We start from the raw sequence: 20,725 nt of genomic DNA on the forward strand, positions 1-20,725 counted from the left end.
TCTATCCTGTCTATCCGACAGAAGAAATGTATCCGGACAGCTTTGTAAGACACATTTCAAGATTCGCAATACTCGGGAGAATAGCTTGTATAATATATGGTGCTGATGGAAAAATGTTGCCATAGGATTCTTCGATTAGCTTCCTGATAGAGCTTATTAATTTCCTATTTCCCATAAGGTCACTGCCCAATATAATCAGCAAGTATACCCCATTAGCGACGTTCGTATGCATGATCAGTATGTCAGCCATAGACCTCATACTTGGTGCTAGTCCTACTAACACTTCTTTAGGGACGCTGTGAATCTTCTTGATTACTACTTTTAGTGATCCATGTTGCTCTACTTTTGTCTCCACGTTCTCCATTAAGCAGTGATATATATGAGTAACTTCCCTTTGATGCTGCTTCTGTAATGCTCTGAGTCTTAATTCAAGTTCATCGAGCTTATTTAGATGGTTTCGCTCTTTCTCCCTCAGGTACTCAAGAGCGGCAAGATGCGTTACCGCTTCTATTCTCCTTGTTCCACGTGCTATTGAAGACTCAGATAAAATTTTCACCAACCCAATACTTGCGCTACTTCCAACATGTGTACCACCACATAATTCTACAGATCCCCCTATGGAGACGACACGGACCGTATCATCATATTTTTCCCCGAATAAGGCTATCGCACCCGATTTGATAGCATCATCAATATTTTTTATGTCTATGCTGACTGTATGATTATTCCAGAGCATCAAGTTGATGCCGTCTTCTATGTCAGAGATTTCTTCTTCCGTCAGAGAGTGATTATGAGTGAAATCAAAACGAAACCTATCTGCAGCAACAAGAGAGCCCTTTTGCATCACATGCATACCAAGTTTTTTTCTTAATACATGGTGCAGTATATGTGTTGCAGAATGATTCCTAGCAAGCTTATTTCTACGATCAAGATCAATCTGTAGACTCACTTGTTCGTCTCTACGCACTGTGTGCCCGTCCACGATGCAGCAGTCGTGAAGAATGATCCCATCAGCTGATTTGTACACCCTTTCAACCCTTAATGTGGCACTTTTGGCAAATATGATTCCATGGTCACTTTCCTGGCCACCAGACTCTGGATAAAAGGTTGTTCTGTCTAACACTAGTGTCAATTTTTTTGATAGTTGGACTGACTCACTGCTGATGACAGACAACACCACCGCCGATCCTGAGAAGGATTCATATCCTATAAACTCTGTCTTTCCATGTGCAAGAAGAATTGCCTTTATTTCGTTGTTGGAACTGTCAATCCTATTGCCCGTCCACGAAGCTCTTGCAAGTGCTCTTTGTCCCTGCATTTTTTCCATGAATTCTGATTCATTAACAGAGATCTTTCTTTCTTTGAGTATATCTATTGTCAAATCCAATGGAAAACCATGGGTGTCATACAGGGTGAATGCAACATCTCCAGGTAATACATCCCCTTCTTTCAGTGAATTAGAGATCTCATCCAGCATCTTCATTCCAGCTTTGAGTGTGCTGCGGAAAGAAATTTCTTCAGTTTCAAGGGTTTCCAAAATTAGATCGCGTGCTCTTGTGAGTTCTGGATAATGTTGTCCCATGAGCTTTTCCAGTGTATGAAAAAGCTCGGGTAGTAAGGGCTTCTCGAAACCTAACATATTGGAATAGCGTACTGCTCTACGTGTGATCCTTCTAAGAACATATCCCTTCCCGGTATTACCAGGAAGCACTCCGTCTGCTATCAAGAAGGATGCAGAACGTATGTGATCAGATATTACTCTGTGTGCGGTCACATTATTCTTGTTTCTAGTAATTCTCTGGGACTCCTGAATAAGTTCTCTGAACAGCGCTATCTCATAGTTATCGTCCGTGCCTTCAAGGACTGCTGCGATTCTTTCCAATCCCATTCCCGTATCTATGCAGGGCTGCTCAATCCGTGTGAGATTTCCATCCTGCCCTTTTACGTACTGCATGAAAACAAGATTCCATATTTCTACATATCTTTCTCCTGTGTCTCCTGTGTCTCCAGGTAAATCACCATCCAAATGTGAGCCGTGATCATAAAATATCTCTGAGCAGGGTCCGCACGGGCCTGTATCACCCATCTGCCAGAAATTATCATCAGTGCTGATTCTTATAATCCTGTCTTCTCCAAATCCTGTAAGTGTGCTCCATATCTCAAACGCTTCATCATCTGTGTGATAGATTGTTATGTAGAGTCTATTTTTCTCTAGTTTCAGCTCTTTTGTTATGAATTCCCAGGCTAACTTTATCGCCCCCTCTTTGAAGTAACCTCCGAAACTGAAATTGCCTAGCATTTCGAAAAAAGTATGGTGACGCTTAGTATGTCCTACATTTTCTAGGTCGTTGTGCTTTCCTCCTGCTCTGACACACTTTTGCGACGTCACAATATTCGTGTACGGAGCTTTACGAGTATCCATAAAATACTCTTTGAAAGGCACCATACCAGCATTTACGAACATCAACGAAGAATCATTGTGTGGTATCAAGCTCGCTGAAGATAGACCCTTATGGCCATTAGCAGCGAAGAAATTTATGAATCTTTTTCTAACGTTATCCAACATAGACGATCCAAGAGGGCGGAATCTAAATGTTATGTCTTCGATTTTTCAAAGTAAAGTACGATATTAATCTTGCTATACCGGTACTGATTTGATAATCCCAGGGCTCTATTCTGATTTTCCAGTAACACTGTTTTTGTGCGTCAGTTCTTGATCTGTTTACTCTTCCCACGAGGCTTTACAAATCAATAGTGTAAAGATCAATAGTGTAAAGGCAAATATTCTAGACTTGTTATTTCAGGAAAGGCTTAATTTACAATATCCTGAGAATATCGGAAATTGATCTTTTTTACTCCGATGTTTGATGGATTTCTAATCGATTTCGCTCCGATATATGTGATTTCTGTAATGCTGTTGAGTACATATTGTTTGATCACGGAGAAATTCAGAGCTGAAGCCGTGGCTTTTACATCTATTGGGTTGCTTGCGTTTTATCAAGGGATTGCATTCTCAAAGCCACTTGTACTTTTAGAGGGTATGATGAACGGCACAGTAATTACAATTCTTGGTATAACTGTGATGGGAAGAATGGTTGCATGTACAGGTGCTATCAACAAGTTCGCGAGCTTAACAATGAAGACAGATTATGTCGCTCTCATTCCCATGATCCTGATACTGGTGAGTTATTTTTCCAGTGCTTTTATTAATAATACTCCAGTGGTGGTTCTGCTTATTACTTTTCTTTCTATTTGCAGTAGAAAAATAGGCATCGCGAATTCAAGTGTGATGATGCCAATAGCATTCGCTGCTTCGTTAGGTGGAATGTTGACTGTTCTAGGAAGTAGTACAAACCTATTGATCTACTCAAAGGCGGGTGAGCTCGGGGTAGATATAGGTTTCTTTGGATTTTTTACTCCTGCACTCTTCATAGGTTTATTTGGACTGGCATATGTGGTGGCACTTACTATTATACTCCCTGTGCGAGGGGGTCAACTCGAATATTTTAGAAGTTTCTTCTTTGCACTGAATCCTATCGAGGAAACAAGATCTATCTTTTCATCGGTCAGCTTACGGGAGATCAAAAGTATATTGTACAATCGAAAATTTAGTAAGAATCTGCTCATCGATGAAATTGTAATCACCGAGAAATCTGAATTGATAGGTCTAGATATTCTATCACAAAGAGTTATCAATTACTTCCAGGCTTTAGGTATTGGTATTTCAGGCGCTTCAAGGAAAATCGTGCCAGGTGTGAGATTAGTTATCGTCCATGAGGGACATACTCCTACACTCGAGGATGTGATAGTCAAGAAAAATAATGCTTATATCCTGAGTCATCATAATGGTCTTAGAGTAGTATTCACGTTCATAGCGGTGATTTTCTTATCTGCAGTCTTCAAGTTGCCACTTGCATTCGGAGTCTCGGCTGGCCTCACGTTATTGGTACTTTCTGGTACTGTTGATGTCGCAGAAATATTTGGGTCGATTGAGGTGAAGCTGTTTTTGATGCTTATCTACTCTCTCGTACTTGGTAAATCACTCGAAATGACGGGTGTACTGGAGGTGTTTACACAGCTTCTGTACGAGTGGACCTATGATTCCCCATTAATTGCTTTAATTGCTGTGACTTTCCTTATAGTAAGCCTATTGAACGAAATCATGAGTAATAATGCTGTTGGTTTGATTTTCACACCAGTTGTGTTCAAGTTGAGTAATATGATGGACATCGATCCAAAGTATCTTGTTTGGACGCTTGTTTTTGCAGCTAATAGTGCATTTTCTACGCCATTCGGATATCAGGCGAACTTGATCGTCATGGAATCTGGTAAATACAAATATTCAGATTATTTGAAATTTGGTACCCCACTTAACTTCATTGTTCTAGGAGCATATTTGCTCTATTTATACCTCTTTTCCAACCTTGATCTTTTTCATAGCAGCTCCGGAGCTTGAAATTGAGGGCAGTGTAGATCTTTTTGAGGTGATATTTGAATCATCTTAGTTTTGCAAGTATAATTGGATCCGGTTCTGCGGTCGTGGTGGAACTGGTAGACACGCAGCGTTGAGGTCGCTGTGGCTCATAAAGGCCTTGGAAGTTCAAGTCTTCTCGACCGCACATTTGGCTCCTGATTTTCAGAGTTACCGGTCCGGGCCCCGGATCTGTTCTAGTTTCCCCCCGTGAGTCCTTGTCGGTATTTATAAATTCTCCAATACTTCTCTTAACACGATTTCTATTATTACCGGAAAGATGCTCACAATGAGGATATTTCCGACCAAGATGAAAATGAATATACCAAGATTCTCCAAGCTGCCATTCAGAATGAACATTGACATGACTATTCCTGGTATAGAGATCGGTGCAGCAATAATGAGATATGTAATGCGATCTGTGGTGACAGTGAAACAGTTACATAATGCTCCTATAAAAGAAAAAGTGATCGTCGAATATATGAGAGAGCCACTGAAAAAAAGTAGATCCCTCAGATGAATGGAATAATAACTTAAAAGACAGTAGAGAATAGTTGCAAATAGTATCAACGGTAATCCTATACTTATCCAAAAATCCACTATGGTCCTGGAAATGAACCTACGAATATGAATATTAGAAGTGCTAAGCTGCTCAAGGACGCCGCTGGACCAGTATCGCGTGAAGATGCTACTAATGGAGGCTAAATATAGTATATTTGTACTTATCCAGATGATATGTTTATCCATTGTACAACCAACTACTTGTTTGTACAAAAATAGCTGAAAAAAGCTGATCAGTAAAAATGCTAGCAGTACTATTGACCTTTTGGGTTTAAACATATATTGTTCCATTTTCGAGCGTAAGTGTAGCATAAATAATTATTTAAGTTTGTGTTGCTACGATCCAGATGATATAATGCCTTTTCTCTTGTCCAATGGCTACTGAAGAAATAAAAAACGCTGAGTACATGGGAGAAAGAATGATTTCTTACTTCCGTGATAAGTTACTCAGATTGAAAAGTGACTTGTTGAGTGAGGGTAGAGTTGTCCAGGACTTCCTGCGTAAGTGCGCGAATTCCTACGAGGCAGATGATATCATCCTTTCTACTCAGAAGCGTGCTCTTCTGCTAAAGGAAATAGATGAGGCACTCGAACGTATAGAGCAGGGTGTATACGGGTACTGTGAAGAAACTGGAGATGAAATAGGCTTCAGTAGGCTGGACCTCGAACCTACAGCAAGGTGCTCAGTAGATGTGCAAGAAAGATTAGATAAGAAAAATCGTTTCCTCCAGTCCTCCAACCTCAACGAAGACGTGTAGGTCCTGGATGGGGTTCTACAGCCTTCTTATATCGGTGCAAAATAAGTCGGATGCCTTATTCTTGCGCTGTGTCCGACAGTCAATCTTGCCAAACTAAAATGGACGTATTAGTGTTCTACGATACATCAGGGTAGCTCTGTAGCTTTTTGACAATTCTCTTGTGTTGGTGCAGAATAAGTCGGATGCCTTATTCTTGCGCTGTGTCCGACAATCAATCTTGCCAAACTAAAAGAGCCATATCAGAGGCTTTGGAGCAGAACCTAGATAAAAGATATCAGGTTCTGGATAAGGGCTTTATAAGGGTAGTTGATTATATGGGTAATGATCAATCCATTGTCCAGGCTGCGAGGGTCTCCTATGGAAAGGGGACAAAAACTGTAAACCAGGATCGTGCACTGATACATTACTTAATGCGTCACAGTCACACCACTCCTTTCGAAATGTGTGAAATCAAGTTCCATATAAAGATGCCGATTTTCGTTGCCAGACAGTGGATCAGGCATAGAACTGCAAATGTAAATGAGTATTCAGCTAGGTATTCGATAGTTGATAATGAATTCTATATTCCCGAAATGGAAAAAGTATGCTATCAGTCTGCCACGAATGCTCAAGGAGGAAGCGATCAGGTGGATCAAGTTCTTGCTCAGGAGTTCAATGATGCTTTAAATGAGAATAGTAGGGCACTGTATGAGGGGTACACACATTTCATAAATTCGGGATTGGCTAGAGAAATAGTGCGTATAGCGCTTCCATTGAATGCATATACGGAAATGTATTGGAAAATCGATCTTCATAATTTACTTCATTTCCTGAAATTGCGTTCCCACAGTCATGCTCAGTATGAGATTCGTAGATACGCTGAAGTGATGGAAGAAATCGTGAAATTATGGGTCCCTATAGCTTACGAGGCCTTTTTGGAGTACGTAAAATGCAGTGCAACCTTTTCCCGTAGTGCGCTTCGCTATATACGCGATAATTTAAAGGACAGTATTATTACCGAGAGAGAACGATATAACATGGGTGCTCGCGAGTTTACCGAGGTACAAACTGTTCTCACGGAGAAGGATGATACCTAGTGTCGAACAGTAATCCCTATTAATGGAAAATTTATACCGATCTAATTTGTGTTATGCTGACGTCCTTGAAGCATCTAAGAAAATCCATTAGATTTAATGAGTGAAATTGGGACGGTGACTCAGTGTGATTTTGATGAAGTATGATGATCCTTGGGGATCCGAAGAGGAGCCGAGGTACAAGCCCAGAGGCTCAAACAAGAATATCTATGATGTAGATGCTGTCCTGCTCAGTATAAGAAATAGGTTTGGTCGTAATTATCGATCAGGGCTTAGTTTTGATTCATGGTTCCTGTACATTTTGCTTCTTGCGCTACTTGCTGTCTGGGGTGCATCTGGGTTTTATGTCGTGAATCCAGAAGAGCAGGGAGTCCAACTCACGTTCGGTAAGTATGTCAGTACGTCTGAACCAGGTTTGAGATATCATCTTCCTTTCCCTATAGGGCGAGTCGATAAAGTGAAAGTTGCTGCGGTGAATCGTGACGAAATAGGTTTCTCATCGGGTAGAAAGGGTGAAGGTGAAGGTATAATGCTCACCGGTGACGAAAATATAGTGAATGCTAATTTCGAGGTTCAATGGCGTATCAAGAATGCTTACAATTTCCTCTACAATGTCAAAGATTACGGATTTGGGACGAGCGTCAAGGGAGCTGCCGAAAGCGCAATGAGAGATGCGATCGGGAAAAATGAAATTTCATTTATTCTCCGAGGTGAGGGAAGAGCTCAAATTGCTGCGGATACTAAGAAGAACCTTCAAGCAATTCTTGACGGGTACAATATGGGAGTCGAAGTCCTCTCAATACAAATGAAAAAGGTCGACCCTCCAGAAAAGGTGATTAATGCTTTCCGCGATGTTCAAAGTGCTCGTGCTGATAAAGAAAGGGAAATTAATCAGGCCTACTCCTACAGAAATGATCTGTTGCCAAGAGCAAAAGGTGAGGCCGAAGTTGCTATACAGAATGCTGAGGCCTATAAAATCGAAGTTATAAATCGTGCATTGGGTGACACTAAGAGATTCACCGAAATATATCAGCAGTATAAGAGCTATCCTGAAATCACAAAGATGAGAATGCGATTAGAAATGTTGGAGCAGGTGTACAAAGAAACTGACAAAATTGTTGTCGATGACAGTAATGTATTGAAATTCTTTGATCTGCTAAAGGGTGGTGCTAAATGAAAAGGACTCTTGTTGTTTTGTCAATTGTTGTAGTTGTGCTACTGGGGTTGAGTGTGTTTGTCGTGCCTGAGGGCCGTCAGGCGATAGTGCTGCAGTTTGGAGAGGTGGTGACAAGCGAGCCGCTGAAGCCTGGCCTTCACTTCAAGATTCCGTTCATCAATAATGTTGTTAGGATTGATACTAGGATCCTAGATTTGTCTTCCGGGTCAATAGAGGTAATAGCAGCTGATCAAAAGCGATTGATAGTAAGTTACTATGCTAAATATAGGATTACTGATCCTGTTCAGTTCTACCGCTCGGCAAAGAGTATCACAAATCTAGAAAGTAGATTGAGCCCCGTCATTGAATCGAATATGAGAGAACAGGTTGGCCTAGTTCCACTGATCGGTATTCTCACAGAGGAAAGAGGGAAGGTCATGAGTAACATCAAGCTTCAGGCTGACAAGGTAGCCTCTGACTTTGGAGTCGAAGTCGTTGACGTGCGTATCAAGAGAGCGGACCTCCCCGGAGAAAACAGTGAGGCGATTTTCAAGAGAATGCAAACAGAAAGGGAAAAAGAGGCAAGGGAGATAAGAGCGCAAGGATACCAGGAAGCACAGAGGATAATTTCTACAGCTGATAAGGAAAAGAAACTTATTATCACTAACGCATACAGTAAAGCGCAATCCATCAAGGGTGAAGGTGATGCTGAGGCCGCAAAAATATATTCAATAGCTTATATGGTCGATCAGGAATTCTATAAATTCTATAGGAGCCTGATTGCCTATGAAAGGGTCTTCGAGAAGAATAATACTAGATTTATTATAAACTCCGGCGATAGATTTTTAAGCATATTGAAAGATAGTAATGAGAAAAAATAAGTTTTTCACAATCATTGTAGTGGCAGTTTTGCTCGCTTTTTCGACTTCCTACGCAGTCGTGCCAGTGGAGGGTTTTTCTAAGATCGTATCGAAACTGACACCAGCGGTCGTAAATATTTCAGGTGAATACAAACTGAAAATGGATAGTCAGAGTTTGTGCAGTAATCCCGCTATGCTAGAGGAATTTTCAGATTTCTGTGAGAGAGTCGAACCATACTTTGGAAATAAGAATCAGGGTAATAAAAAACGCTGGACCTCACGAGGATCTGGATTTCTGATTTCCGATGATGGCTTGATAGTCACAAATTATCACGTTGTCTCTAATGCCGAAAAAATAAAGGTCGTACTGAGTCAGTGTACTGAAAATTGTCAGCAGTATGATGCGAAGATTATTGGTTATGATGTAAAGACTGACCTTGCTGTGTTGAAAATTCCGGGTGTCAAGGGTTTGGCACATCTCCGTTTTGGTGATTCGTCCAAAGTAAGGGCCGGAGATTGGGTACTCACGGCAGGTAATCCTTTTGGTTTGGGTGGTTCGGTCAGTGTTGGAATAGTATCTGCTATCAGTAGGGAAATTGGGTTGTTCCGTAGTAGTGATTTTATACAAACGGATAGCGCCCTGAATCCGGGAAACTCAGGGGGTCCTTTGTGTAATACCAATGGAGAAGTAATTGGTGTGAATACAGCAAGTATGTATTCTAATGGAAGTAATGCCGGGATTGGGTTTGCTGTTCCGTCAAATGTTGCTGTCCCAGTGATAGATGTTATCTCCAAAGGTGAGCAGGTTCAGCGTGGTTGGATTGGTGTCGTGATGCAGGAGATTACTAATGAAGTAAGGGATTCACTGGGAGGAGATTTTTCCGGAGTACTGGTAGCCAGCATCGACAAAAAGGGTCCAGCGTACAAGTCTGGTCTAAGGGTTGGCGATGTCATCACAGCTGTGGGTGGAGAAAAAATTAGTGGATCTAGAAGGCTCGTACGTGAGGTCTCTAGTAAAAAGATAGGTGACTCTCTCACTCTATCGGTGGTTAGGGATCCTTTGAAGGCTAAAGAATCATTATCATTAAAAGTCAGTGTTGAACGAGCACCAAAGAAACACGTTAATGAAATCGTTTCCGAGTTGGAGATAATAGGGATAGTGGTCTCCAGCTTAACTGATAATATTAGAGCTTCTTTTGGTTTAGGCGATGATACCAAAGGCGTAATCGTGCTCGCCGTCGATCCCAATAAAGACACTTTCCTTAGGGCTGGAGATATAATTGTTGGAATCGGTGGTAATAAGCAGATTTCTACGGTACAAGAATTCAAACAGTACATAGAAGCGACAAGAAAGAAAGGTCAAAGATCGGTCTTGATGCTTATAAATCGCGGTATGCAGACAATTTTTGCTGCTGTTAACATTGATGATTGATCTCACTTCTGATGCGGCAACGGGTATTTATCCACCTTCGTGTTCGAAGTGACTATTCACTTTTACGTTCCGTCAACAAGCCAAGGAAAATTGTCGACTTAGCAAAAGCAGCTGGGATGCCAGCTGTTGCTATTACCGATGTTAATAGTATGGCTGGTACTCTGGAGTTTGCTGAATATGCGAAGTCCTCAGGTGTGCAGCCAATTATAGGAACGGATCTTTCCGTTTTCTATAAGAACGTCGATTCAAGTATTCTCCTCATTGCTAGGAACGAGGAGGGATACAGAAACTTAATTAAGTTGTCTGGAGCTGTATCGCGCAGAAAAATCACACTCGAGGATGTCTTTGCCTGGCACCGTGGATTAATTGTGCTTCTGGGAAACTTTCTTATTGATGCTATTAATAGTTACTCGATCGATGAAGTAGCTCTCCTCTCAGACTTTAAGCAAGTATTTGAGCGGGACTTATTCATAGAAATACAACGAACCACGATCAATGGACCACAGGAGAGGCAGCTCATAAAGCTAGCTTATGATAACGATATTCCATTAGTTGCGACAAATGAAGTTCTGTTCCCGGATCGAGAATTCAGGGAAGCACATGATGTGCTGACATGTATAGGTGCAGTTACCTACCTCAATGATGTAAATCGCATGCATTATTCCGCTGAGTGCTACTTCAAAAGTACGGATGAGATGTTTTCTCTTTTTTCTGGTCTTGAGGAGGCGCTACATAACACGGTTCTAATCGCGCGACGCTGTAGCTTTATGCCGGAGGTCAGGGATCCCGTACTGCCAAAATTTGAATGTGCAACTACTGAAAACGATGAACTCCGAAAATTAGTATATTCCGGTTTGAGAAAAAGGATGAAGGACAATATTCCGGGAAACTATTTGGAGAGACTGGAATACGAACTAAGTGTTATCATCGAAATGAAGTATGCAGGATACTTCTTAATCGTAGCGGATTTCATAAGGTGGAGTAAGGAAAATGGAATAGCTGTAGGTCCAGGAAGAGGATCTGGTGTTGGATCTATAGTTGCTTGGAGCCTCGGAATTACAGGTCTAGATCCAATCAAATTTGCGTTATTTTTCGAGAGATTTTTGAATCCAGTTCGTGTATCAATGCCAGATTTTGATGTGGATTTCTGTCAAGAAAAGCGTCATCTGGTTATAGAGTATATCAAAAAGAAATATGGACACGTTGCACAGATAGTCACTTTTGGGACGTTGCAGCCAAGAGCCGCGCTGAGAGACGTCGGACGGGTACTGCAGTTACCTTACAGTCGAGTGGATAAGATATGCAAGATGATTCCTAATAATCCTGCTAATCCCATCTCCCTACAGGAAGCAATCGATCTGGACAAGGATCTCCAAGAGGAACGCAAAAATGATGAGACAATGGATAAGCTTCTCGATCTGGCGCTAAAGTTGGAAGGCACTTTGAGACATTCTTCGACGCATGCCGCTGGAATAGTCATCAGTGATAAGCCCATAGAAGAATATCTTCCCATCTACTACGATCAGGATTCGGATATACCCGTCACTCAGTACTCGATGAAGTATGTCGAGAAGGCTGGATTAGTGAAATTTGATTTCCTTGGTTTGAAAACTTTGACGGTTATTAATCAAGCATGCTCTCTGATACGTGAAAAGATACCTGACTTTGATATAGAGTCGATACCGCTAAATGATCGAAAAACGTACGAACTGCTATCAGCCGGTAAGGCAATAGGTGTATTCCAGTTGGATAATGCATACATGTGCGAAACGTTGAAACGTCTTCATCCGGATTCTCTTGAGGACATCATTGCGCTGATATCACTCAATAGACCGGGTCCAATGGCGAACATTCCTACATACATTGCGAGGAAACATGGTAAAGAAAAAGTTGAATATCCACATCCGCTTCTTGAATCTTCATTGAAGGAGACCTTTGGTGTTGTGATCTATCAGGAACAAGTAATGGAAATAGTAAAGCTCCTTGCTGGATACACACTTGCCGAAGCAGATATCCTACGTCGCGTCATGGGAAAGAAAATACGTTCAGAGATGGCTGAGCAGACGGAGAAATTTATAGAAGGAGCGAAGCAAAATGGGATCGAATCTGAAAAAGCGCGAGAGATCTTTGAAATGGTGGAAAAATTCGCAGGCTATGGTTTCAATAAATCCCATGCGGCGGCATATGCTCTGATATCATATCAGACAGCTTTCTTGAAGGCTAACTTTCCAATTGAATTCGTCACTGCTGCACTGAATCTAGAAATACAACATACAGATAAATTAGCAATTCTCATCCAGGATGCAAAAAATTGTAGTATTTCCATCCTTCCACCTGATGTGACAAAGTCCAAAGTTTTGTTCTCCATCGAGGATAATGCAATTCGATATTCACTGGCAGCGCTGAAGAATGTGGGAGAAGCAGCAGCAACGTTTCTCCAGGAAAGAAATCAATTTAGAACAATTGAGGAGTTCAGTGGATGTATCGATGCAAAGATAGTCAATAGAAGAGCCGTAGAGAGCCTTGTGAAATCAGGGGCAATGGACGCTATCTCTCCTGACAGAAGCAATCTTTTCTCCTTGGTAAATGACATCATGGAAAAAAAGAGTGACAGCAGACAGATGTGCTTGTTCGATGTGGATATGAGGACCACGATTCACAAGGTAAAACCCTGGAATTTCTTTGAAAAAACTCAATACGAATTCGAAGCGCTTGGCTTATTTCTAAATAGCCATCCTTTACAGCCCTATCAGAAATTTCTTAAACTTTCCCCTTACCAGATTGCTGGTGTGATTACTGCTCTCACAATCAGGTCAAGGAGAGAGAGGAAGTTCGCTGTATTACATGTTTCCACCGTTACGGACATTCATACTGTGATATGCTACGAGTCCGAACTCATAGATGTTAAACGTGAGCTATTTTCACTTGGAGCGCAGGTGGTCTTGGGTATTGTAAAGAATGATAATGGCTACGTGTGTAATAGCATATCTGGGTTACATGATTTCCTCTATTCAGAGTTTGCCGGAAAAATTGCAATTCTCGTAGATCGGAGGGAGCAAGTGGATGAGTTAAAAAAGATACTAAAACATGGTGGTAAATGGGAGATCACTATTGTTGTGAATAATGACTCTAGATATGTCCGCATAGGACTTGGAAAAGGTTTTCATTGTCCACTGGAAGAATTAGCTCTAGTAGAAGATATAGGGATCCTTAGACATAGAGCATGCATTGGGTCCGTTGATACGTAAGTGTTGCGCACCTTTCTGCTTAATAAAAAGTAAAGTGGAGTCCCTATAAGTGATATTTCATTTTCTTCGGTTTTGGGGGAATTTAACAGTGCAGAAAAATATGTTACACTCTCGACTGTTCTTGGGATGTAGCCAAGCGGTAAGGCAACGGTTTTTGGTATCGTCATGCGCAGGTTCGAATCCTGCCATCCCAGTTGGGCTGAACCCTCCAATGCGCCCGTCTTCTATTGTTATCCTTGATTCAGGTTCTTGTGTACTGATTTCCAGTTATCTTTTTCTTCTGAGGAAGACGTAGTACGCCCCTTCTCCCCCGTGTTGAGGTAGAGCTTCCTCTACTAGCATTAGCAGTTCTCGAGTTTTACAGTGATTTTCCACCCAGGATGCAAGACTATCTCTTAATTTCCCTTTGCCGTTTTTGCCTTTCCCAACGATGATTAGTAAATAACGTAGACCTGCTTCATAGCTTTCTAATATAAACCCAATTGTTTTCTTATACGCGCTTTCTTCAGTTTCCCAGTGCAGGTCTAATGTTCTCTCCAGACGTATTTTGCTACGCCGTATCTTTCGGATAATCTCGCAACTTTCGTGATTGCTTAATTGTACTCTTCTTTTCTTTACTTCAATATCGGAGTCTTTGTGATTGCTATAGGGTTTCTCATATCCATCTATGATTACTGACACAGGATGTCGCATTTTCTGTATATCCTGAGGCAGGCAAGCGCGTCTGTTCCGAACTTTATTCACTTTTTGTATGAAGTCTCCCCACTCGTCTGGATGCTTATCATCATTAGTCATTTGGTGTTTGTCGTTATCTCTGTTAATGACAATCGCACTTATATTTCTGTACGTATCGGGATTATTTAGATGTCTTGTGCGGCGATAACTGGATATTCCAGTGTTAGTGTAGGTGTCCACTTCCGAAGTATGGATCTCCCTTATACCTTCCTTCTTCAGTATGTCCTGGCAACATCCGAGCAAGTCGAAATAGTATTTACCCTGTTTCAATCTGGAGAATTCCTTTCCAGTACTTCCGAAAGCTTCGAGGAAATCTTCCTGCACCTCGTAATTCTCACGAAGAATACAAGGCCCTATAGCAACGTTGATATACTTCGATTGAGAACCAATATCAATCATTTTTGCTATAGCGTTCTGTATCACTCCTGAGTTAAGGCCTTTCCAGCCAGCATGTACAACCCCTATTATGTGGTTCACTGGATCAGATAATAGTATTGGGACACAATCAGCCGTTTTCACTACCAAGGTGAGATTCGGTTGGTCTGTTACTATGGCATCACACTTCAGAGAATTAGCGCTAGGAGTTCTAGTGAACATACATATGTTCGAATGAACTTGTTTTGGAAAGACATATTCATTACGTTGTAAATTCGCGTGGAAATACGTGTCTAAGGTCTGACTTAGTTTATCATCCAGGAGGACGTTACATAAGAAAATATGCTTTATTGTATCACTATTTATTTCATCGAATTCTGGTATCTCTATTTTTATCACGGCTTTCTGGACGACCAGTTTGGTAACTACGAGTGGCCCGCTGAGAGTCTAATACGGTAACAGGTTACCTCATCAATTGCTTGAATGGAATCTCTCGGCGTCTCAGCGTTGGTGCGATGAATGTGGTTCGAGGATCTGGATTCACATTAGTGGAATAACTTGCTACAATCCTATGGATTTCTTTCGGGCGCATGGAAAAAAATAGATACGTCACCATAGTTGTGAAACAAGAAGATCTTTCTAGGGTCCTTTCTAATTTGGTTGGTGTATCGACGAGGAAAAGTACAATAGCTTATCTTTCTCAGGTCAGGATTTTCTTATCTGGTGGTGCTGCTGAGTTCACCACTACGGATAATGAGCTCTCACTGACTGACACTGTCGTGGATATAGCAAACGTCGATGATGTAGCGATTTCTGTGGACGTCTTTAAGCTTCATGAGATAGTTAGACATCTTCCGATTGACGCAGAGGTCAGGTTGTCAATAGATCAAGTAAATCTCGCGATCTCCAGTGGGAAGATAGAGTTCGCTCTGCCTTATCTTGACGCGGCGACTTTTCCATCGATAAGTGAGGAAGAAAAACAGGGGGAAATAGAATTCTCAAAGGATGAGATAAAGACTCTTTTCAACAAGGTCAAGTTTGCAATCTCAACTGAGAGCACTAGGCAGCACCTAAATGGAATATATCTCGAGTCAGATGGAGAGAAAATTACAGCTGCTGCGACTGATATTCACAGATTAGCCGTTGCTACGCTGGATAAAAAAACAGGGTTCAATTTTTCTTGCATTGTTCCCAAGAAGACGGTTCTGGAAATGATAAAGCTTTCTACTATGGGGAAAGTTTTGCTCTCTCTCCATGGCAGGGAGTACACAAATAGAGTGAAGGTAGTTGTCGGAAATGTATATCTGAATTCGAAATTAGTTGCTGGGACATTTCCAGATTTCACTGCTGTTATTCCCAAAACTTTTAAATTCTCTCTATCCATGAATAAAAAAGCCATAGCGAGAGCTGTCGAGAGAATAGGATTGGTTTCTCCGGACCAGAGTCGTGCAATCCGGCTGACTATTCGTGAGAAAACACTCAGTGTAGAAGCGAGCAATTCAGATGCGAGCTTTGGTCGCGAGGCCCTGGAATTGGATTCGGAATTTGATGGAGATATGAGTATCCATTTCAACCATGCCTATTTGCTCGATATATTTTCTGTCCTGGAGAGTGAGGAAATGGTGATGTGTTTTAATAATCCTACTTCTCAGGTGCTGTTCAAGGATGGTAGTGATGAGAGTGTCCTGTACATCATAATGCCAATGTCGATCTAGTGAAGCGGTACCATTTGTGCGGCTGTGTGGATGTTTACAAAGCAGCTCCCAAAGATTAGAATTTTCCTGTTGGCCTGATAGCTCAGTTGGTAGAGCAAAGGACTGAAAATCCTTGTGTCACTGGTTCGATCCCGGTTCAGGCCACACCTTTTTGTCCCGGTCTACGAATATGGACCTGTACCAAGTTCCACTCCCCTTAGCGTTGCTGCCGCACCCGCCCTAGTGTCACATCCTTCGGGCTACTGCAAATTAGTGTCTGAAAAGGTCTATATGACTTTCAAATTTCCGAGAAGCCTAGCTTATCACCAAAGGTATAGAGTTTCTCCATTCTGGTGACTTCTATTGCGTTGTTTTCGATCTCTTCCATCAGTGCGTAAATGTCTCTGGTAGTGAGATTTCCATTCGGTTCTCCTAAGAATCTACAGCACAGCGTATCACTGTAAGGAAGTACGATGCTGCTTTTATCTGGCCAGATAGAGATTCCTTTTACACTGATGCTTCCCAAGATGATTGCTTTGGAGACCTTGATACCTTCGAGCAATGTAAGGAGTTTTTGTAGATTTGTACTTTCCCATGTGATGAATAAATCCACTCCTATTAATTTCTTTTCTGTACAACTCTGATATTTAGTCTGTAACCTTTCCTTCTCAACCAGACTGTGACACGAGAAAGGTATGATGTTCTTCCTATCGATATTGTTTATAACGTGCTCAGTAAACTTCTTGGTTCCTACTTTTATTTTACTCCAGGAAGGATGATATATGTCTGCTGTATGTACACCATCTTTGATTGTCTTGAGCCAAGCTGAATATACTTTCTGTGCTACTTCTTTCTGCCCTATGTAGCTCAACATGTACGTTGCCGCGTTGAGTAGTCCTGACGGGTTAGCGATATCCTGATCCGCGATATCCGGCGCTGAACCGTGGACCGCCTCAAACATTGCGTATTCCTCGCCTATATTGATGCTCCCACCCAGACCTACAGATCCGGAGATTTCAGCTGCGATGTCCGAGATGATATCTCCGTAAAGATTAAGCGTGACTATTACGTCGAATTTCTCAGGAGTCTTCGCGATTCTTGCTGCGCCTATATCTATGATATAGTTCTCGCTTTGTATATCGTTGTATTCGGAGGCAACATCTCTGAACAGTCTATGGAACACTCCATCGGTCATCTTCATGATGTTATCTTTCACCATCACGGTGACTTTCTTTCGATTATTATTTCTTGCGTACTCAAACGCGTATCTGCATATTTTTTCGGAGGTTTTTTCTGTGATGACCTTTGTGCAATTGTATGTATCGCGAGTTTGTCTATACTCTATTCCTGAGTAGAGATCTTCCTCATTCTCTCTTATGATGACTATATCTACCTTTTTATCCTGGCTGCTCAGATGCGAGACACATGGTCTTACATTAGCGAATAATCCTAATTTTTTCCTTAACGTCACGTTTAGGCTTTTCACACCACCACCGCGCGGAGTCGTTATAGGTCCTTTCAGTAATATTTTGTTCTTTTTTATAGTGTCCCAAGCAGAGTCCGGAATCCCAGAAGGCCAACCCTTTTTATAGATTTTCTGGCCGATTTCAATTGTATCAATCTGGAGTGCCGCACCGGCTTCGAAGATAATTTCAAGTACTGAAGTCATGATTTCTGCTCCGATTCCGTTGCCGTACGCTACTGTTAAATTAGACATGTTAATCTTGTATATACTTTTTTCTTTCATTTCAGCGAAAACTGACATTATTATATTTGAGAGTTCTGCTTTTATCAAAACCGAGTGTTCTTTGAGGTTTTAAGCAAAATATTGCCGCTCTATCTGATGATATTGCTTGGCTACATTGCTGGGAGGTCGCTAAATACTGATCGTAATACGATTGCTACTTTTCTTTTGTATCTTCTTTCCCCACTGGTTATTTTGAACGGACTCCTCAGAGTCGATGGAATGGGAAAGTTATTCCTTCTTCCGATAGTAATTCTCCTGATCAGCTGTTTTATGTGCTGGCTCGTTTACACGGTGACTTATCTTTTTTATGATAATAGTCTCAGGAATATCATCGCGTTTAGTTCGGGTAGTTCCAATACTGGACACTTTGGTCTACCTGTTGCGCTAATGATAGTCGATGCTGAGACAGTTGGTATATACATACTGGCTTACAGCGGTATTATACTGTTCGAAAATACGTACGGGTTCTATGTCGCTGCTAAGGGGACTCTGTCTCCCACTTACTGCATAAAGAGGACACTTAGACTCCCTCCACTACACGCTGTTTTGATTGCATTCCTGATGAAGCTGTTGGATCTAGATTTGCCCCAAGCATTGGATCCTTTTTTTCTTAATCTTAGGGGTACCTACGTCACACTTGGTATGAGTACGATTGGTCTGGGTCTTTCCACCATAAAAAAGTTCGAAATCGATTGGAAATGTATCGGGATTACTATGTTCGTTAAGTACTTTCTGTGGCCCGCGCTGACACTGAGCCTTGTTTATCTAGACATATATTACTTACATTTATTCAACAACAATAAAGTGTACAACGCTATGTTGATTCTTTCTGTAGTGCCAATATCAGTGAGTACGATGCTCATAGGATGTGTCTTCAATTATCCTGCTGAGAAGCTTGCTGTAGTTGTCTTGATCAGTACGTTGACAGGAATATTGTATATTCCGCTGATAGTTAAATTTTTCCTGTAGTCCGCAATTGAATGACTTGCTTCAATGTAATGGGAAAACTGATTTAGTTTTAAGTTCCTGAACTGATAACAATCCAGTATTTTTGTAACAGATCTAAAGATGCTGATCTCATAGTAAAGATCTGATAGTGCAATTGAATGTTTGGTTGATTGTAGTTATTGCTGTGGCAGCGCAAGAAGCTAGCTCATGGAATACAGAAGTAATGGAGAGCGGGTAAGAGTCTATTGAAGTACGAGTTCTAGCAAGGCATCTTTAGTTTCTTCTCGGGTACATGCACAAGCTTTAGTTTTGGCTGCTAATACAGGTAGTCTGGTGGAATCAGTCTGATCGCGAATTCAGGTATCGACGATGTGAGTTAAGAGGCCGCTCGGATTATTAGCGTAAGAACTAAACAGCTATGAGTTTTCTATTGCGTAGATGGAATGGGTCGCCCACCGCGAGTGTACAAGGACACCATCTTGATTTGATCATGCAGACCATCTGGGATAGCCGAAACTGAATAATAAGACTTTCCGACAGGGGGTTGTGGTGCGACTCACCTAAGTGGATCGATTTTAAAAATAATCTCATGTTAGTCTATCTACATAATAGTGCATATTAGTCTATCTACATAATAGTGACTTTTATATTAACAGATAGTACAATTAAGGCATTATTATAAAATGTTCCAAGTGAATAAAATGTTAAAGGTGAACAACAATCTCATTGATAAAAAATTCCTTATTGTCACTTCCGTTGCGGCAGTTGCCTTCGTTGCGGTGATGTCTATGTTGATCGCTCTGTTGATACAGAGCCGCTCTAACGCAGCTAAATTGAGTAATATTGAAGGCAAAATTTTCGGGCTTGACATGGAGGTTAAGGACATAGAGATTAGGAATATTGCGCTTCAGGGTTCAGATCTGGACAGGTCTTCGGAAGAGCGAATTTCAGAGCTGTGTGGTCCTACTACAGTCCAAGTTCCACTCCTGAACACGCCTGTTGAGCATGCGCTTCAGATTGTGGAACGCGGTAAAGTTCCTGACACTACTGGGGCAAGCGTAGATACTGCCCAACTTTCTAAAGTACCTAATGCTAGTGTTAAACCGAATGGCGAAGACAAAGAGCAAGTAACTACTTCTGGCGCAGGCGTTGATGGTAGTGCTACGTCAAAGGGCATCTATACTGTGCAACAGTCTATTACGGATGCTTATTCCTTGAAATCGGGTAGTAAAAAACAAGTACCTAATCCTGGCGCAGCGAAACTTAATACTAGTGTTACACTGAATGGCAAACGCGAAGAGTACACAATTACTTCTGGCGCAGGCGTTGATGGTAGTGCTACGTCAAAGGGCATCTATACTGTGCAACAGTCTATTACGGATGCTTATTCCTTGAAATCGGGTAGTGAGCAGCCACTTCCTGTTATAACCATTTCTTCTAGTCTTGTACCAAATAGTGAGCAACAAGTACAGAATGATGATACACTGGTTAATCCTGATACTAATCTGAATCAGAGCAGTACTGCTCCTCTTGCTCAAGAAGAGTTCAGCAATGGCCTCTAACTTTCCTTATATTGCTGGAGAGGTGTAATTCTCTTAGCGTTTTTAGATAGGGGTCGGTATCTCTTCCCGGTGAGACGAGTTCTATGGTGGCTTCTAGCCCTCTTG

The 20,725-nt window shown here is 41.5% G+C and carries 14 protein-coding genes and 3 tRNA genes; 13 read left to right on the forward strand and 4 right to left on the reverse strand.

Annotated elements, in window-relative coordinates; genetic code table 11:
• Nucleotides 1-10: 10 nt before the first annotated feature.
• Nucleotides 11-2,566 carry an alanine--tRNA ligase gene (gene alaS, locus NHE_RS00585; protein ID WP_038558852.1) on the reverse strand — a complete coding sequence of 852 codons (2,556 nt, stop codon included), beginning with the start codon at nt 2,564-2,566 and terminating at the stop codon, nt 11-13.
• A gap of 345 nt (nt 2,567-2,911) precedes the next feature.
• Between alaS and NHE_RS00590 the strand changes: the two genes are divergently transcribed.
• Entirely contained in the window at nt 2,912-4,456 is a 1,545-nt protein-coding gene (locus NHE_RS00590) for an SLC13 family permease (protein WP_232215000.1), read from the forward strand.
• 77 nt (nt 4,457-4,533) lie between these two features.
• A tRNA-Leu gene (locus NHE_RS00595) sits at nt 4,534-4,619 on the forward strand.
• A gap of 80 nt (nt 4,620-4,699) precedes the next feature.
• On the opposite strand, the gene NHE_RS00600 is transcribed toward NHE_RS00595, so the two are convergent.
• The gene (locus tag NHE_RS00600) at nt 4,700-5,344 is read right to left on the reverse strand and encodes a heme exporter protein CcmB (protein WP_332248304.1); all 645 of its coding nucleotides are present in this window, start codon (nt 5,342-5,344) and stop codon (nt 4,700-4,702) included.
• A 62-nt stretch (nt 5,345-5,406) separates the two neighbouring features.
• Here NHE_RS00600 and NHE_RS00605 point away from each other — a divergent pair, with 62 nt between their 5' ends.
• The 7 genes from NHE_RS00605 to NHE_RS00635 all read left to right on the forward strand — a co-directional run bounded on the left by NHE_RS00605 (nt 5,407) and on the right by NHE_RS00635 (nt 13,753).
• Nucleotides 5,407-5,790, forward strand: a complete 384-nt coding sequence (locus tag NHE_RS00605) for a TraR/DksA family transcriptional regulator (protein ID WP_038558858.1) — start codon at nt 5,407-5,409, stop codon at nt 5,788-5,790.
• Nucleotides 5,791-5,972: 182 nt separating this feature from the next.
• Complete coding sequence (gene thyX / locus NHE_RS00610) at nt 5,973-6,866, forward strand: FAD-dependent thymidylate synthase (RefSeq protein WP_051579503.1); 894 nt, start codon at nt 5,973-5,975, stop codon at nt 6,864-6,866.
• 133 nt (nt 6,867-6,999) lie between these two features.
• The gene (hflK, locus tag NHE_RS00615) at nt 7,000-8,040 is read left to right on the forward strand and encodes an FtsH protease activity modulator HflK (protein ID WP_198014746.1); all 1,041 of its coding nucleotides are present in this window, start codon (nt 7,000-7,002) and stop codon (nt 8,038-8,040) included.
• On the forward strand, nt 8,037-8,900 hold the full coding sequence (hflC, locus tag NHE_RS00620; RefSeq protein ID WP_038558864.1) for a protease modulator HflC: 864 nt from the start codon (nt 8,037-8,039) through the stop codon (nt 8,898-8,900). Before hflK ends, hflC begins: the two co-directional genes overlap by 4 nt.
• On the forward strand, nt 8,887-10,311 hold the full coding sequence (locus NHE_RS00625; RefSeq protein WP_038558867.1) for a trypsin-like peptidase domain-containing protein: 1,425 nt from the start codon (nt 8,887-8,889) through the stop codon (nt 10,309-10,311). The genes hflC and NHE_RS00625 overlap by 14 nt, the downstream gene beginning before the upstream one ends.
• 11 nt (nt 10,312-10,322) lie before the next feature.
• On the forward strand, nt 10,323-13,559 hold the full coding sequence (gene dnaE / locus NHE_RS00630) for a DNA polymerase III subunit alpha (protein ID WP_038560378.1): 3,237 nt from the start codon (nt 10,323-10,325) through the stop codon (nt 13,557-13,559).
• A gap of 122 nt (nt 13,560-13,681) precedes the next feature.
• Nucleotides 13,682-13,753, forward strand: a tRNA-Gln gene (locus NHE_RS00635).
• Between the two features lie 73 nt (nt 13,754-13,826).
• Here NHE_RS00635 and pgeF read toward each other — a convergent pair.
• Nucleotides 13,827-15,068, reverse strand: a complete 1,242-nt coding sequence (gene pgeF, locus NHE_RS04170) for a peptidoglycan editing factor PgeF (protein WP_051579505.1) — start codon at nt 15,066-15,068, stop codon at nt 13,827-13,829.
• A gap of 191 nt (nt 15,069-15,259) precedes the next feature.
• Here pgeF and dnaN point away from each other — a divergent pair, with 191 nt between their 5' ends.
• Nucleotides 15,260-16,384, forward strand: a complete 1,125-nt coding sequence (gene dnaN, locus NHE_RS00645; protein ID WP_038558870.1) for a DNA polymerase III subunit beta — start codon at nt 15,260-15,262, stop codon at nt 16,382-16,384.
• A gap of 71 nt (nt 16,385-16,455) precedes the next feature.
• A tRNA-Phe gene (locus NHE_RS00650) sits at nt 16,456-16,528 on the forward strand.
• Nucleotides 16,529-16,661: 133 nt separating this feature from the next.
• Here NHE_RS00650 and icd read toward each other — a convergent pair.
• Nucleotides 16,662-18,080 carry an isocitrate dehydrogenase gene (icd, locus tag NHE_RS00655; protein WP_038560383.1) on the reverse strand — a complete coding sequence of 473 codons (1,419 nt, stop codon included), beginning with the start codon at nt 18,078-18,080 and terminating at the stop codon, nt 16,662-16,664.
• A gap of 84 nt (nt 18,081-18,164) precedes the next feature.
• Here icd and NHE_RS00660 point away from each other — a divergent pair, with 84 nt between their 5' ends.
• Both NHE_RS00660 and NHE_RS00665 read left to right on the forward strand, forming a co-directional pair.
• Nucleotides 18,165-19,079 carry an AEC family transporter gene (locus NHE_RS00660; RefSeq protein WP_038558872.1) on the forward strand — a complete coding sequence of 305 codons (915 nt, stop codon included), beginning with the start codon at nt 18,165-18,167 and terminating at the stop codon, nt 19,077-19,079.
• A gap of 680 nt (nt 19,080-19,759) precedes the next feature.
• The gene (locus tag NHE_RS00665) at nt 19,760-20,620 is read left to right on the forward strand and encodes a hypothetical protein (protein WP_156927336.1); all 861 of its coding nucleotides are present in this window, start codon (nt 19,760-19,762) and stop codon (nt 20,618-20,620) included.
• Nucleotides 20,621-20,725 lie beyond the last annotated feature (105 nt).

Origin of the sequence: Neorickettsia helminthoeca str. Oregon, from assembly GCF_000632985.1 — a bacterium.
Classification (GTDB): domain Bacteria; phylum Pseudomonadota; class Alphaproteobacteria; order Rickettsiales; family Anaplasmataceae; genus Neorickettsia; species Neorickettsia helminthoeca.